A 15,062-nucleotide genomic window follows, 5' to 3' on the forward strand; every position below is an offset into this window, starting at 1 on the left:
TGAGAGTAGGTCATCGTCAAGATTAAATTCCGAAACCCCATTTGCGAAAGCAGATGGGGTTTTGTTTTGGGCGGTCGGAAAGTCCGACGCGCTGCTCGGAGTGCGCTTCAATGCCAAGCGTCCGCCTTTCTATGCAATGCCCCTGCGCATGGCTATCATGCGTGCCTCATTGTGAGGCGATACTTGCATGCTGACGTTGTTAGAACTTCTGAAAGATGGCCGGTTCCATTCCGGAGAAGCGCTTGGTGCTGCCCTGGGCGTTAGTCGCAGTGCTGTTTGGAAGCAGCTCCAGCACCTTGAAGCCGAATTGAATCTGCCCGTTCATAGGATTCGAGGGAAGGGGTATCAATTGGCTTCTCCTCTTGTTTTCTTGAGCGCTGCGGAAATTCGGCAACATGCGCCTGCTTTGGCGTGGCCTATCCATGTCTACGATTCCATCGACTCAACAAATGCTGAAGCTTTGCGCCTTGCGGGTGTCGAGTGCGCAACCCCCTTCCTAGTGCTTGCGGAACAGCAAACGGCGGGAAGAGGCAGGCGTGGTCGAAAGTGGGTCAGTCCGTTTGCTCAGAATGTGTATTACAGCCTCGTCTTGCGTATTGAGGGCGGTCTGCGGCAACTGGAGGGGCTAAGCCTTGTGGTTGGGTTGGCAGTCATGCAAGCCCTACGTGAATCGGGAGTTCAGGCTGCTGCTTTGAAATGGCCTAACGACGTCCTCGTTGGACATAAGAAAATTGCCGGGATCTTGCTGGAACTCGTAGGGGACCCTGCGGATATCTGCCACGTTGTCCTCGGAATAGGTATCAACGTCAATATGCAGAAGGCTGATGAGGTTGACCAGCAATGGACATCGGTGCAGTTGGAGACGGGCTCTCCTGTTGATCGCAATTCGTTGGTTGCCCGTCTTGGTCTGCAGTTGCAGCGGTACCTGGATCGGCACAGGGCATTAGGTTTTGCCGCGCTTCAGGATGAATGGGAGGCAAGCCATGCTTGGCAGGGCAGGGCGGTGTCGCTCATAGCCGGTGTCAATGAGGTCGATGGATTTGTTCTGGGCGTTGATCGTCAAGGTGCGTTGCGCTTAAGTGTCGATGGCATTGAGAAAATATACAGTGGTGGTGAGTTAAGCCTGAGGTTGCGTGATGATTCTTGAGCTCGACTGTGGGAACAGCTTTATCAAGTGGCGTGTGCTCGGTTCGAGTCTGGCTGGTGTAGCGATAGAAGGTGTGGCAAGTTCTGATGAGGCATTGGTTGATAGTCTACTGGCGGTGCCTGGCCTGTTGCTGACGCGTTGCCGGCTGGTGAGTGTGCGTGCGCTGGAGGAGACAGACAAGCTGGTCGCGGCGCTTGTGGATGCATTTGGTGTTGCTGTTACCTGCGCTGCTTCAGCTCGTGAAATGGCTGGGGTGCGTAACGGCTACGAAGATTTCGAGCGCTTGGGGCTCGATCGCTGGTTGGCGATGCTTGGTGGATTTAAGTTGGCATCCGGCGCTTGCTTGGTCCTGGACTTTGGTACGGCGGCGACGGCAGATTTTATAGCTGCGGATGGAGAGCACCTGGGGGGCTTCATTTGTCCGGGTATGTCTCTCATGAGGAATCAGCTGCGAACGCATACGCGCAAGATCCGGTATGGCGATGCCGCCGCTGAAAGGGCCTTGGAGTGCCTGTCACCGGGTCGCACCACGGTCGAAGCTGTAGAGCGGGGCTGTACGTTGATGCTAAGAGGGTTTGTGCTGACCCAGTTGGAGCTGGCCAGGAGCTACTGGGGCGATGACTTCGCCGTGTTCCTGACAGGCGGCGACGCTGATCTGGTATTGGATGCTGTGCCGCAGGCTCGGCTCGTTCCTGATCTGATTTTCGTTGGTTTGGCGATGGCGTGCCCGTTATCTTGAGGTGTTTATGCGTTGGCTGTTTTTGCTTTTACTGATCCTCAACGCTTTTTACTACATATGGCATCAACAAGAGGCGCCGTTGCGCGCTAAAGATGTCACTCCTCTGAGTCTCTATCGAGGCAGCCAGCAGGATATTCGTCTGCTGAGCGAGTCCTCTGACGCCGTGGCCCGCAGGGAGCGGGCAAAGGCGTCTGATGCGCAAAATACCTGTTTGTATATTGGTGGTTTTGTAGATCAGCGCCAGGCGCAATCTGTCGAGCAGCGCCTCACCAGCCTGGATATAAAGGTCAGGATTCAGTTGCTGAGCTTGCCTGATGCCCAGGGTTACTGGCTCCGGGTTGCCCCGGAAAGCAGGCGTCTGGCTGAGGATCTGCCCTTTGAAAACCTTGCTAAGGAATTCAATGAGTTAAAACATAAAATAATGCTGTGCGAAGGCATTGCAACTGTCGAATAGTTTGAATAGAATGGCGCCCGCTTCGCAGTGAAGACCTTTAGGGGGATTTGATGGGAAGTGACGTCAATGCAGCTAACCTCATAATTTAAATGAGAAAATGCTTGACAGAAGGTCGGCGTGATGTAAAATGCCGGCTCGCTTAGGAGGGGTTCCCGAGCGGCCAAAGGGATCAGACTGTAAATCTGACGTCTACGACTTCGAAGGTTCGAATCCTTCCCCCTCCACCATTTTTAGCGTGAGCTGCAAGCTCCGCGGGTATAGTTTAGTGGCAGAACCTCAGCCTTCCAAGCTGATGATGCGGGTTCGATTCCCGCTACCCGCTCCAAGTTTGCAGGTTGTGCAGGTGTTTTGCTCTTGTAGCTCAGTTGGTAGAGCACACCCTTGGTAAGGGTGAGGTCAGCGGTTCAAATCCGCTCAAGAGCTCCATATAACAAGGCAGATATGAAAATATCTGCCTTTGTTTTAACAGCTGCCTCGGCTTGAGGGTGTTGTATCTGGCGATGATGTTGTCAGGTGATTTCAAGTCTAGTGGGGTTGGTTGTTGTAAAGTCTTTTTCAGGCCTGCATAATGGTCGGCCTGATTTTGTTTTAGGTCAGTAGCTCAATTGGCAGAGCGACGGTCTCCAAAACCGTAGGTTGGGGGTTCGATTCCCTCCTGACCTGCCAGATTCACGTGGTGTGTCTGGCTTTCTTTTCACAGGATCTTCATAGATGACTCCTAAGGCTGAAGCTCAAAGCTCTCGTTTCGATCTCGTCAAGTGGCTCGCTGTGGTCGCATTGGTGGTCGTAGGCGTTGTTGGCAATCAGTACTACTCTGCTTCGCCGATCCTGTACCGCGTTCTCGCTTTGCTTGCTCTTGCTGCTGTAGCTGCCTTTGTAGGCTTGCAGACTGCCAAAGGCAAGTCTTTCGCGGTTCTGGTGAAGGAAGCTCGCACCGAAATCCGTAAAGTCGTTTGGCCGACTCGCCAAGAAACCACGCAGACCACGTTGATTGTTGTGGCTGTTGTTCTGGTTATGGCGTTGCTGTTGTGGGGGCTTGATTCCCTCCTCGGCTGGCTTGTTTCCTTGATTGTTGGCTAAGGGTGTCCCGTGGCTAAGCGTTGGTACGTTGTGCATGCTTACTCGGGTTACGAGAAGCATGTTATGCGCTCTTTGCTAGAGCGCGTAAAGCTGGCAGGCATGGAAGATGGCTTCGGCGAAATTCTGGTTCCCACTGAAGAAGTGGTTGAAATGCGGAATGGTCAGAAGCGCAAAAGTGAGCGTAAGTTCTTCCCTGGCTATGTGCTGGTTCAGATGGACATGAATGAAGGTACTTGGCACTTGGTCAAGGACACTCCTCGTGTCATGGGTTTCATTGGCGGTACTGCTGATAAGCCTGCTCCAATCACTGACAAAGAGGCAGAAGCAATTCTGCGTCGTGTTGCTGATGGTAGCGACAAGCCTAAGCCGAAGACGTTGTTCGAGCCGGGTGAGGTTGTTCGTGTCACAGATGGTCCGTTTGCTGATTTCAACGGTACTGTCGAAGAAGTTAACTACGAAAAGAGCCGGATCCAAGTGGCGGTGCTCATTTTCGGTCGCTCTACTCCGGTAGAGTTGGAGTTCAGCCAGGTCGAGAAGGTCTAGCTGAATAAGCATCCCAACCCCGCAGCCTTAGGCTGTGGGGTTTTGTCGTCACTGGGATAAACGCGCAAGTAACCGGGGAGCCTTTCGAGGCGTTTGAACCCGTAATTGGAGTGCCTCATGGCCAAGAAGATTACCGCTTACATCAAGCTGCAAGTGAAGGCCGCTCAGGCCAACCCAAGCCCACCTGTTGGTCCAGCTCTGGGTCAGCACGGCGTGAACATCATGGAATTCTGCAAGGCTTTCAACGCCCGTACTCAGGGTCTTGAGCCAGGTCTGCCGACTCCAGTGATCATCACTGTATACAGCGACCGTAGCTTCACTTTCGAAACCAAGTCGACCCCGGCTTCGGTTTTGCTTAAGAAAGCTGCTGGTCTGACTAGCGGTTCCGCTCGTCCTAACACCGTTAAGGTTGGCACCGTAACTCGTGCTCAGCTGGAAGAAATCGCGAAAACCAAAAACGCGGATCTGACTGCAGCTGATATGGATGCAGCCGTGCGTACCATCGCCGGTTCTGCTCGTAGCATGGGCCTTAACGTGGAGGGTGTGTAATGGCTAAGCTGACCAAGCGCCAAAAGGCTATCGCCGGCAAAATCGAAGCGGGCAAGTCCTACAGCTTTGTAGACGCTGCTGCTCTGCTGACCGAGCTGTCGACTGTCAAGTTCAGCGAGTCTGTTGACGTTGCTGTAAACCTGGGTGTTGACCCACGTAAATCCGACCAGGTCGTTCGTAGCGCTACTGTGCTGCCACACGGTACTGGCAAGACTGTACGTGTAGCCGTCTTCACCCAAGGTCCAGCTGCTGAAGCAGCTCTGGCCGCTGGCGCTGATCGCGTTGGCATGGACGACCTGGCTGCCGAAATGAAAGGCGGCGACCTGAACTATGACGTAGTTATTGCTTCCCCGGATGCAATGCGCGTTGTAGGTCAATTGGGTCAGATCCTGGGCCCGCGCGGCCTGATGCCTAACCCTAAAGTCGGCACCGTAACTCCAGACGTAGCTACCGCGGTTAAAAACGCCAAGGCTGGTCAGGTTCGTTATCGCACCGACAAAAACGGCATCATTCACACCTCCGTTGGCAAAGTCGGCTTCGACGCCGTCAAGCTGAAGGAAAACGTTGAAGCCCTGATCGCTGATCTGAAGCGTATCAAGCCAGCTTCCTCGAAAGGTATCTACGTCAAGCGCGTTACCCTGAGCACCACTATGGGCCCAGGTCTGGTCATCGACCAAGGCTCGCTGGACGTATAAGACACAGATTGGCGCAAGCGATTGCGTCAATTGGAAAAAATTGGGGTCCCTGCCTGGCGGGGGCTATCCAAGACCGTAGGCGACGCAAGTCTTAAACCAAAAGCCTACGCAGATGGTGCTCCCGGTTCCTTACCGAATCAGACACCAAAACGACATCCGGCTCCGGCCAGATGAAACGGTAACAAGCAGGAGTTAAACCCGTGGCAATTAATCTCGAAGACAAGAAGGCCATCGTCGCTGAAGTCAACGAGGCTGCCAAAGCTGCTCTGTCCGCTGTCGTGGCTGATGCCCGTGGTGTGACAGTAGGCGCTATGACCGGACTCCGTAAAGAGGCTCGTGAAGCTGGCGTATACGTACGTGTTGTACGTAACACCCTGCTCAAGCGCGCCGTTGCTGACACTGAATACAGTGTCCTCAACGACGTGTTCACAGGCCCGACTCTGATCGCGTTCTCCAAGGATCATCCAGGCGCTGCTGCCCGTTTGTTCAAGGAATTCGCCAAGAGTCAGGATAAGTTCGAGATCAAGGCAGCTGCGTTCGAGGGCAAGTTCCTCGCAGCTAACCAAATCGACGTACTGGCAACACTGCCGACCCGCGACGAAGCCATTTCGCAGCTGATGAGCGTGATTCAAGGCGCTACCAGCAAGCTGGCTCGTACTCTGGCTGCAGTTCGCGAGCAAAAAGAAGCTGCCGCAGCCTAAGGCTGAGCAAATTCTCTCGCGTATTTTTGTTTATTTCGATGGCCGCGTAGGCCGTCCCCCAATTCAGGAAATACAGCAATGTCTATCTCCCAAGACGATATCCTCAACGCCGTAGCTGAAATGTCGGTTCTGCAGGTTGTTGAGCTGATCAAAGCTTTCGAAGAAAAATTCGGCGTTTCCGCTGCCGCTGCTTCCGCTGGCCCAGCTGCTGCTGCTGCCGTTGTTGAAGAGCAAACCGAATTCAACGTCATGCTGCTGGAAGCTGGCGAGAAGAAAGTAAACGTGATCAAGGCAGTACGTGAACTGACCGGTCTGGGCTTGAAAGAAGCCAAGGCTGTAGTTGACGGCGCTCCTGCTATGGTTCTGGAAGCAGTGACCAAAGATGCAGGCGACAAAGCCAAGGCAACTCTGGAAGAAGCAGGCGCTAAAGTCGAGCTGAAGTAAGCATCGACATTGCGTCTCCAGCCCAAGCGTTAAGCTGAAGGCTGATGGCTGGTGGCTCTTGCCACCGGCCTTTTTCCGTTCTTGGCTGTCGACTCGGTCGCCGCCATTAACGCGCTGTAGCCACCCGATGCGGTGGTGCAAACCATGGGGTTTGCAAGATTTTCTGGCTGCTCCCGTCGGAGGGGCCAAACAAGCAGGTGACCAAGCTGGGGAACGCTGATGGCTTACTCATATACTGAGAAAAAACGTATCCGCAAGGACTTTAGCAAGTTGCCGGACGTCATGGATGTCCCGTACCTTCTGGCTATCCAGCTGGATTCGTATCGTGAATTCTTGCAGGCGGGAGCGACCAAAGATCAGTTCCGCGACGTGGGCCTGCATGCGGCCTTCAAATCCGTTTTCCCGATCATCAGCTACTCCGGCAATGCTGCGCTGGAGTACGTCGGTTATCGCCTGGGCGAACCGGCATTTGATGTCAAAGAATGCGTGTTGCGTGGCGTTACGTACGCCGTACCTTTGCGGGTAAAAGTCCGTCTGATCATTTTCGACAAAGAATCGTCGAACAAAGCGATCAAGGACATCAAAGAGCAAGAAGTCTACATGGGCGAAATCCCATTGATGACTGAGAACGGTACCTTCGTTATCAACGGTACCGAGCGTGTAATTGTTTCCCAGCTGCACCGTTCCCCGGGCGTGTTCTTTGACCACGACCGCGGCAAGACGCACAGCTCCGGTAAACTGTTGTACTCCGCACGCATCATTCCGTACCGCGGTTCGTGGTTGGACTTCGAGTTCGACCCGAAAGACTGCGTGTTCGTGCGTATCGACCGTCGTCGCAAGCTGCCGGCCTCGGTACTGCTGCGCGCGCTCGGTTACACCACTGAGCAAGTGCTGGACGCTTTCTATACCACCAACGTGTTCAGCCTCAAGGATGAAACTCTAAGCCTTGAGCTGATTGCTTCGCGTCTGCGCGGTGAAATTGCGGTCCTGGACATTCAGGATGAAAATGGCAAGGTCATTGTTGAAGCGGGTCGTCGTATCACTGCGCGCCACATCAACCAGATCGAAAAAGCCGGCATCAAATCGCTGGAAGTGCCTCTGGACTACGTCCTGGGTCGCACGACCGCCAAAGTCATCGTTCACCCTGCTACTGGAGAAATCCTGGCTGAGTGCAACACCGAGCTGAACACTGAGATCCTGGCCAAGATTGCCAAGGCTCAGGTTGTTCGTATCGAGACTCTGTACACCAACGATATCGACTGCGGTCCGTTCGTCTCCGACACCCTGAAGATCGACTCCACCAGCAACCAATTGGAAGCGCTGGTCGAGATCTATCGCATGATGCGTCCTGGCGAGCCACCTACCAAAGACGCAGCCGAAACCTTGTTCAATAACCTGTTCTTCAGCCCTGAGCGTTATGACCTGTCTGCGGTCGGCCGGATGAAGTTCAACCGTCGTATCGGTCGTACCGAGATCGAAGGTTCGGGCGTGCTCTGCAAGGAAGACATCGTTGCGGTCTTGAAGACTCTGGTCGACATCCGTAACGGCAAAGGCATCGTCGATGACATCGACCACCTGGGTAACCGTCGTGTTCGCTGCGTAGGCGAAATGGCTGAGAACCAGTTCCGCGTTGGCCTGGTACGTGTTGAGCGTGCGGTCAAAGAGCGTCTGTCGATGGCAGAAAGCGAAGGCCTGATGCCGCAAGACCTGATCAACGCCAAGCCAGTGGCTGCGGCGGTGAAAGAGTTCTTCGGTTCCAGCCAGCTCTCGCAGTTCATGGACCAGAACAACCCGCTCTCCGAGATCACCCACAAGCGCCGTGTTTCTGCACTGGGCCCGGGCGGTCTGACCCGTGAGCGTGCAGGCTTTGAGGTTCGTGACGTTCACCCTACGCACTACGGTCGTGTATGCCCGATCGAAACGCCGGAAGGTCCGAACATCGGTCTGATCAACTCCCTGGCCGCTTATGCGCGCACCAACCAGTACGGCTTCCTTGAGAGCCCGTACCGTGTGGTGAAAGACGCTCTGGTCACCGACGAGATCGTGTTCCTGTCTGCTATCGAAGAAGCTGATCACGTGATCGCTCAGGCTTCGGCCACGATGAACGACAAGAAAGTCCTGATCGACGAACTGGTAGCTGTTCGTCACTTGAACGAGTTCACCGTCAAGGCGCCGGAAGACGTCACCTTGATGGACGTTTCGCCGAAGCAGGTAGTTTCGGTTGCAGCGTCGCTGATCCCGTTCCTGGAGCACGATGACGCCAACCGTGCGTTGATGGGTTCCAACATGCAGCGTCAAGCTGTACCGACCCTGCGTGCTGACAAGCCGCTGGTAGGTACCGGCATGGAGCGTAACGTAGCCCGTGACTCCGGCGTTTGCGTCGTGGCTCGTCGTGGCGGCGTGATCGACTCCGTTGACGCCAGCCGTATCGTGGTTCGCGTTGCCGATGACGAAGTTGAAACTGGCGAAGCCGGTGTCGACATCTACAACCTGACCAAATACACCCGCTCGAACCAGAACACCTGCATCAACCAGCGTCCGCTGGTGAGCAAGGGTGATCGCGTTCAGCGTAGCGACATCATGGCCGACGGTCCGTCCACCGACATGGGTGAACTGGCTCTGGGTCAGAACATGCGCATCGCGTTCATGGCATGGAACGGCTTCAACTTCGAAGACTCCATCTGCCTGTCCGAGCGTGTTGTTCAAGAAGACCGCTTCACCACGATCCACATTCAGGAACTGACCTGTGTGGCACGTGATACCAAGCTTGGGCCTGAAGAGATCACTGCAGACATCCCGAACGTGGGTGAAGCTGCACTGAACAAGCTGGACGAAGCCGGTATTGTTTACGTAGGTGCTGAAGTAGGCGCAGGCGACATCCTGGTTGGTAAGGTCACTCCGAAAGGCGAGACCCAACTGACTCCGGAAGAGAAGCTGCTGCGTGCGATCTTCGGTGAAAAAGCCAGCGACGTTAAAGACACCTCCCTGCGTGTACCTACCGGTACCAAAGGTACTGTCATCGACGTACAGGTCTTCACCCGTGACGGCGTTGAGCGTGATGCTCGTGCACTGTCCATCGAGAAGACTCAACTCGACGAGATCCGCAAGGACCTTAACGAAGAGTTCCGTATCGTTGAAGGCGCGACCTTCGAACGTCTGCGTTCCGCTCTGGTAGGCCACAAGGCCGAAGGCGGCGCAGGTCTGAAGAAAGGTCAGGACATCACCGACGAAATCCTCGACGGTCTTGAGCACGGCCAGTGGTTCAAGCTGCGCATGGCTGAAGATGCTCTGAACGAGCAACTCGAGAAGGCCCAGGCCTACATCGTTGATCGCCGCCGTCTGCTGGACGATAAGTTCGAAGACAAGAAGCGCAAACTGCAGCAGGGCGATGACCTGGCTCCAGGCGTGCTGAAAATCGTCAAGGTTTACCTGGCAATCCGTCGCCGCATCCAGCCGGGCGACAAGATGGCCGGTCGTCACGGTAACAAGGGTGTGGTCTCCGTGATCATGCCGGTTGAAGACATGCCGCACGATGCCAATGGCACCCCGGTCGACGTCGTCCTCAACCCGTTGGGCGTACCTTCGCGTATGAACGTTGGTCAGATCCTTGAAACCCACCTGGGCCTCGCGGCCAAAGGTCTGGGCGAGAAGATCAACCGTATGATCGAAGAGCAGCGCAAGGTCGCAGACCTGCGTAAGTTCCTGCACGAGATCTACAACGAGATCGGCGGTCGCAACGAAGAACTGGACACCTTCTCCGACCAGGAAATCCTGGATCTGGCGAAGAACCTGCGCGGCGGCGTTCCAATGGCTACCCCGGTGTTCGACGGTGCCAAGGAAAGCGAAATCAAGGCCATGCTGAAACTGGCAGACCTGCCAGAAAGCGGCCAGATGCAGCTGTTCGACGGCCGTACCGGCAACAAGTTTGAGCGCCCGGTTACTGTTGGCTACATGTACATGCTGAAGCTGAACCACTTGGTAGACGATAAGATGCACGCTCGTTCTACCGGTTCGTACAGCCTGGTTACCCAGCAGCCGCTGGGTGGTAAGGCTCAGTTCGGTGGTCAGCGTTTCGGGGAGATGGAGGTCTGGGCACTGGAAGCATACGGTGCTGCATACACTCTGCAAGAAATGCTCACAGTGAAGTCGGACGATGTGAACGGTCGTACCAAGATGTACAAAAACATCGTGGACGGCGATCACCGTATGGAGCCGGGCATGCCCGAGTCCTTCAACGTGTTGATCAAAGAAATTCGTTCCCTCGGCATCGATATCGATCTGGAAACCGAATAACACGTGACGCGAATCGAGAGCGGGGCTATTTAGCCCGCTCTCTGCTCCGCCAGGAGGAAAGGCCTTGAAAGACCTACTGAATTTGCTGAAAAACCAGGGTCAAGTCGAAGAGTTCGACGCCATCCGTATTGGATTGGCATCGCCTGAGATGATCCGTTCGTGGTCGTTCGGTGAAGTTAAAAAGCCGGAAACCATCAACTACCGTACGTTCAAACCTGAGCGTGACGGCCTGTTCTGCGCCAAGATCTTTGGCCCGGTAAAGGATTACGAGTGCCTGTGCGGTAAGTACAAGCGCTTGAAGCACCGTGGCGTGATCTGCGAGAAGTGCGGCGTTGAAGTCGCGCTGGCCAAGGTTCGTCGTGAGCGTATGGCGCACATCGAACTGGCCTCGCCGGTTGCCCACATCTGGTTCCTGAAATCGCTGCCGTCCCGTATCGGCTTGCTGATGGACATGACCCTGCGTGATATCGAGCGCGTTCTCTACTTCGAGAGCTATGTCGTTATCGATCCAGGCATGACTACCCTTGAAAAAGGTCAGCTGCTGAACGATGAGCAGTACTTCGAAGCGCTGGAAGAGTTCGGCGACGATTTCGATGCCCGCATGGGTGCCGAAGCTGTCCGCGAACTGCTGCACGCTATCGACCTGGAACACGAGATTGGCCGTCTGCGCGAAGAGATTCCGCAAACCAACTCGGAAACCAAGATCAAGAAGCTGTCCAAGCGTCTGAAGTTGATGGAAGCCTTCCAAGGTTCCGGCAACTTGCCAGAGTGGATGGTGCTGACCGTTCTGCCGGTTCTGCCGCCAGACCTGCGTCCTCTGGTACCGTTGGATGGTGGTCGTTTCGCAACGTCCGACCTCAACGACCTGTACCGTCGCGTGATCAACCGTAACAACCGCTTGAAGCGTCTGCTTGATCTGTCCGCTCCGGACATCATCGTGCGCAACGAAAAGCGTATGTTGCAAGAAGCGGTCGATGCACTGCTCGACAACGGCCGTCGTGGCCGCGCTATCACGGGTTCGAACAAGCGTCCTCTGAAATCCTTGGCTGACATGATCAAGGGTAAGCAAGGTCGTTTCCGTCAGAACTTGCTCGGCAAGCGTGTTGACTACTCCGGTCGTTCGGTAATTACCGTAGGCCCGACCCTGCGTCTGCACCAGTGCGGTCTGCCTAAGAAGATGGCACTTGAGCTGTTCAAGCCGTTCATCTTCGGCAAGCTGGAAATGCGCGGTCTCGCGACCACCATCAAAGCGGCCAAGAAAATGGTCGAGCGCGAACTGCCAGAGGTTTGGGACGTTCTTGCTGAAGTGATTCGCGAACACCCGGTTCTCCTCAACCGTGCACCGACCCTTCACCGTCTGGGTATCCAGGCGTTTGAACCGGTACTGATCGAAGGTAAGGCTATCCAGCTGCACCCTCTGGTCTGCGCTGCGTACAACGCCGACTTCGACGGCGACCAAATGGCCGTGCACGTACCGCTGACACTGGAAGCCCAGTTGGAAGCGCGTGCGTTGATGATGTCGACCAACAACATTCTGTCGCCAGCCAACGGTGAGCCAATCATCGTTCCGTCGCAGGACGTTGTATTGGGTCTGTACTACATGACCCGTGAAGCGATCAACGCCAAAGGCGAAGGTCGTGTGTTCGCTGACCTGCAAGAAGTTGACCGTGTGTTCCGTGCCGGCGAAGCCGCACTGCACGCCAAGGTCAAAGTGCGGATCAACGAAACCGTCAACGACCGTGACGGCGGCAGCGTGAGCGGCACCCGTATCGTCGACACCACTGTCGGCCGTGCGCTGCTGTATCAAGTTGTGCCAAAAGGTCTGTCCTACGACGTCGTCAACCTGCCGATGAAGAAAAAGGCGATCTCCAAGCTGATCAACCAGTGCTACCGCGTGGTTGGTTTGAAAGAGACCGTGATCTTCGCTGACCAGTTGATGTACACCGGTTTTGCTTATTCGACCATCTCCGGCGTTTCCATCGGTGTTAACGACTTCGTTATCCCGGATGAAAAAGCCCGCATCATCGCAGCTGCAACCGATGAAGTGAAAGAGATCGAAAGCCAGTACGCCTCGGGCCTGGTAACACAGGGCGAGAAGTACAACAAAGTGATCGACCTTTGGTCCAAGGCCAACGACGAAGTCTCCAAGGCGATGATGGCCAACCTCTCGAAAGAGAAAGTCATCGACCGTCACGGCGACGAAGTTGACCAGGAATCCTTCAACTCGATGTACATGATGGCCGACTCGGGCGCACGGGGTTCTGCTGCGCAGATCCGTCAGCTCGCCGGTATGCGTGGCCTGATGGCCAAGCCGGACGGTTCCATCATCGAAACGCCGATTACTGCGAACTTCCGTGAAGGTTTGAGCGTACTCCAGTACTTCATCTCCACTCACGGTGCTCGTAAGGGTCTTGCGGATACCGCGTTGAAAACCGCTAACTCCGGTTACCTGACTCGTCGTCTGGTAGACGTTGCACAAGATCTGGTTGTAACCGAGATCGATTGCGGCACCGAGCACGGCTTGCTGATGACTCCGCACATTGAAGGCGGTGACGTTGTAGAGCCGCTGGGTGAGCGCGTATTGGGTCGTGTTATTGCACGCGACGTATTCAAGCCAGGTACCGAGGAAATTATCGTTCCTGCCGGCACCCTGGTAGATGAAAAGTGGGTCGAGTTCATCGAACTCAACAGCATCGACGAAGTGATCGTTCGCTCGCCGATCAGCTGTGAAACCCGCTACGGCATCTGCGCCAAGTGCTACGGCCGTGACTTGGCTCGTGGTCACCAGGTGAACATCGGTGAAGCGGTCGGCGTTATCGCTGCCCAGTCCATCGGTGAGCCGGGTACCCAGCTGACCATGCGTACGTTCCACATCGGTGGTGCGGCAAGCCGGACCTCCGCTGCGGACAGCGTTCAGGTGAAGAATGGCGGTACCGTCCGTCTGCACAACCTCAAGCACGTTGAGCGAGTGGATGGTCACCTGGTTGCTGTGTCCCGTTCCGGCGAACTGGCCATCGCTGATGACTACGGTCGTGAGCGTGAGCGCTACAAGCTGCCGTACGGTGCTGTGATTTCGGTTAAAGAAGGTGACAAGGTCGACGCTGGCGCTATCGTGGCCAAGTGGGATCCGCACACTCACCCAATCGTTACCGAAATGAAAGGTACCGTGACCTACGTGGGCATGGAAGAAGGCATCACGATCAAGCGTCAGACTGACGAATTGACCGGTATGACCAACATTGAAGTACTCGACGCCAAAGATCGTCCAGCTGCCGGTAAAGACATCCGTCCTGCCGTGAAGATGGTCGATGACAACGGCAAGGATCTGTTGCTGCCAGGCACTGACGTAATCGCTCAGTACTTCCTGCCAGCCAACGCCCTGGTCGGTGTAGCGGATGGTGCGAAGATCGCGATCGGTGATGTTATCGCGCGTATCCCGCAAGAAACTTCGAAGACTCGCGACATCACCGGTGGTCTGCCGCGTGTTGCCGACTTGTTCGAAGCTCGTCGTCCGAAAGAAGCGTCGATTCTGGCAGAAGTCAGCGGCACCATCGCGTTCGGTAAAGAGACCAAGGGCAAGCGCCGCCTGGTTATCACCCCGAACGACGGTACCGATCCGTACGAAGAGCTGATTCCAAAGTGGCGTCACCTGAACGTCTTCGAAGGCGAACAGGTAAACCGCGGCGAAGTTATCTCCGACGGCCCGAGCGATCCACACGACATCCTGCGTCTGCTGGGTGTAAGTGCGCTGGCCAAGTACATCGTTAACGAGATCCAGGACGTTTATCGCCTGCAAGGCGTGAAGATCAACGATAAGCACATCGAGACCATCCTGCGTCAGATGCTGCGTAAAGTTGAAATCGCTGAATCCGGCGATTCCAGTTTCATCAAGGGCGACCAGATGGAACTGACTCACGTACTGGTAGAAAACGAGCGTCTGGCTGGCGACGAGAAATTCGTTTCCAAGTTCACTCGTGTGCTGCTGGGTATCACCAAGGCGTCGCTGTCCACTGAATCGTTCATCTCGGCGGCCTCCTTCCAGGAGACCACTCGTGTACTGACCGAAGCAGCGGTAACCGGCAAGCGCGATTACCTGCGCGGCCTGAAAGAGAACGTGGTCGTGGGTCGTCTGATCCCGGCGGGTACCGGTTTGGCTTATCACAGCGAGCGTAAGCGTCGCCGTGATGCTGACAAGCCGCTGCGCGTTAGCGCCAGTGAAGTGGAAGCTGCACTGACCGAAGCACTGAACTCAAGCGGTAACTGAGTTCTGCGCTAGATAAGACTGGGCCCTGGCAGCCCCATTCGTCGGATCGAGGCAGTTTTGCCCCGGTTCGACGAGTGGGGAGGTCGGGGCCTTGCCTTGACTGGGGACAAGATCCTCTTTAGACTCTTGTACCCCTAAATTTGGCGGGAATTC

At 55.4% G+C, this 15,062-nt stretch carries 11 protein-coding genes and 4 tRNA genes; all 15 read left to right on the top strand.

Translation table 11 applies throughout. The annotated features are described in order from the left end of the window. Positions 1-187 precede the first annotated feature (187 nt). The 15 genes from birA (at position 188) to rpoC (ending at position 14,909) form a co-directional block, all read left to right on the top strand. The gene (gene birA, locus AOA60_RS11825; RefSeq protein WP_099584602.1) at positions 188-1,147 is read left to right on the top strand and encodes a bifunctional biotin--[acetyl-CoA-carboxylase] ligase/biotin operon repressor BirA; all 960 of its coding nucleotides are present in this window, start codon (positions 188-190) and stop codon (positions 1,145-1,147) included. Beyond that, the gene (locus AOA60_RS11830; RefSeq protein WP_099584603.1) at positions 1,137-1,886 is read left to right on the top strand and encodes a pantothenate kinase; all 750 of its coding nucleotides are present in this window, start codon (positions 1,137-1,139) and stop codon (positions 1,884-1,886) included. Before birA ends, AOA60_RS11830 begins: the two co-directional genes overlap by 11 nt. A 7-nt stretch (positions 1,887-1,893) precedes the next feature. Beyond that, complete coding sequence (locus AOA60_RS11835; protein ID WP_099584604.1) at positions 1,894-2,340, top strand: hypothetical protein; 447 nt, start codon at positions 1,894-1,896, stop codon at positions 2,338-2,340. Between the two features lie 142 nt (positions 2,341-2,482). Next, positions 2,483-2,567: transfer RNA gene (locus AOA60_RS11840), tRNA-Tyr, on the top strand. Positions 2,568-2,591: 24 nt separating this feature from the next. Beyond that, positions 2,592-2,665 (top strand) — tRNA-Gly (locus AOA60_RS11845). 25 nt (positions 2,666-2,690) lie between these two features. Continuing rightward, positions 2,691-2,766: transfer RNA gene (locus AOA60_RS11850), tRNA-Thr, on the top strand. A 164-nt stretch (positions 2,767-2,930) separates the two neighbouring features. Beyond that, positions 2,931-3,006 (top strand) — tRNA-Trp (locus AOA60_RS11855). Positions 3,007-3,051: 45 nt separating this feature from the next. Next, positions 3,052-3,420: a preprotein translocase subunit SecE gene (gene secE / locus AOA60_RS11860; protein ID WP_003194658.1), complete on the top strand. Its 369-nt coding sequence runs from the start codon at positions 3,052-3,054 to the stop codon at positions 3,418-3,420. Positions 3,421-3,429: 9 nt separating this feature from the next. After that, entirely contained in the window at positions 3,430-3,963 is a 534-nt protein-coding gene (gene nusG, locus AOA60_RS11865; protein ID WP_003176436.1) for a transcription termination/antitermination protein NusG, read from the top strand. A 117-nt stretch (positions 3,964-4,080) separates the two neighbouring features. Beyond that, positions 4,081-4,512 carry a 50S ribosomal protein L11 gene (gene rplK, locus AOA60_RS11870; protein WP_003176435.1) on the top strand — a complete coding sequence of 144 codons (432 nt, stop codon included), beginning with the start codon at positions 4,081-4,083 and terminating at the stop codon, positions 4,510-4,512. Then, on the top strand, positions 4,512-5,207 hold the full coding sequence (gene rplA, locus AOA60_RS11875; protein ID WP_028618134.1) for a 50S ribosomal protein L1: 696 nt from the start codon (positions 4,512-4,514) through the stop codon (positions 5,205-5,207). Before rplK ends, rplA begins: the two co-directional genes overlap by 1 nt. Before the next feature lie 200 nt (positions 5,208-5,407). Next, positions 5,408-5,908: a 50S ribosomal protein L10 gene (rplJ, locus tag AOA60_RS11880; RefSeq protein WP_003232405.1), complete on the top strand. Its 501-nt coding sequence runs from the start codon at positions 5,408-5,410 to the stop codon at positions 5,906-5,908. Positions 5,909-5,986: 78 nt separating this feature from the next. After that, entirely contained in the window at positions 5,987-6,352 is a 366-nt protein-coding gene (rplL, locus tag AOA60_RS11885; protein WP_053138313.1) for a 50S ribosomal protein L7/L12, read from the top strand. A 219-nt stretch (positions 6,353-6,571) separates the two neighbouring features. Then, entirely contained in the window at positions 6,572-10,645 is a 4,074-nt protein-coding gene (gene rpoB / locus AOA60_RS11890) for a DNA-directed RNA polymerase subunit beta (protein ID WP_032884533.1), read from the top strand. Between the two features lie 64 nt (positions 10,646-10,709). Continuing rightward, positions 10,710-14,909 (top strand): DNA-directed RNA polymerase subunit beta', encoded by a 4,200-nt coding sequence (gene rpoC / locus AOA60_RS11895; protein ID WP_099584605.1) that lies wholly within the window; start codon positions 10,710-10,712, stop codon positions 14,907-14,909. The last annotated feature ends 153 nt before the right edge of the window (positions 14,910-15,062 follow it).

This window comes from Pseudomonas sp. 2822-17 (assembly GCF_002742485.1).
Lineage (GTDB): Bacteria > Pseudomonadota > Gammaproteobacteria > Pseudomonadales > Pseudomonadaceae > Aquipseudomonas > Aquipseudomonas cyclaminis.

Excerpts from the sequence above, each read along its gene's own strand:
- birA (WP_099584602.1), top strand. The coding sequence starts at position 188 with ATGCTGACGTTGTTAGAACTTCTGAAAGATGGCCGGTTCCATTCCGGA.
- AOA60_RS11830 (WP_099584603.1), top strand. The coding sequence starts at position 1,137 with ATGATTCTTGAGCTCGACTGTGGGAACAGCTTTATCAAGTGGCGTGTG.
- AOA60_RS11835 (WP_099584604.1), top strand. The coding sequence starts at position 1,894 with ATGCGTTGGCTGTTTTTGCTTTTACTGATCCTCAACGCTTTTTACTAC.
- secE (WP_003194658.1), top strand. The coding sequence starts at position 3,052 with ATGACTCCTAAGGCTGAAGCTCAAAGCTCTCGTTTCGATCTCGTCAAG.
- rplK (WP_003176435.1), top strand. The coding sequence starts at position 4,081 with ATGGCCAAGAAGATTACCGCTTACATCAAGCTGCAAGTGAAGGCCGCT.
- rplA (WP_028618134.1), top strand. The coding sequence starts at position 4,512 with ATGGCTAAGCTGACCAAGCGCCAAAAGGCTATCGCCGGCAAAATCGAA.
- rplL (WP_053138313.1), top strand. The coding sequence starts at position 5,987 with ATGTCTATCTCCCAAGACGATATCCTCAACGCCGTAGCTGAAATGTCG.
- rpoB (WP_032884533.1), top strand. The coding sequence starts at position 6,572 with ATGGCTTACTCATATACTGAGAAAAAACGTATCCGCAAGGACTTTAGC.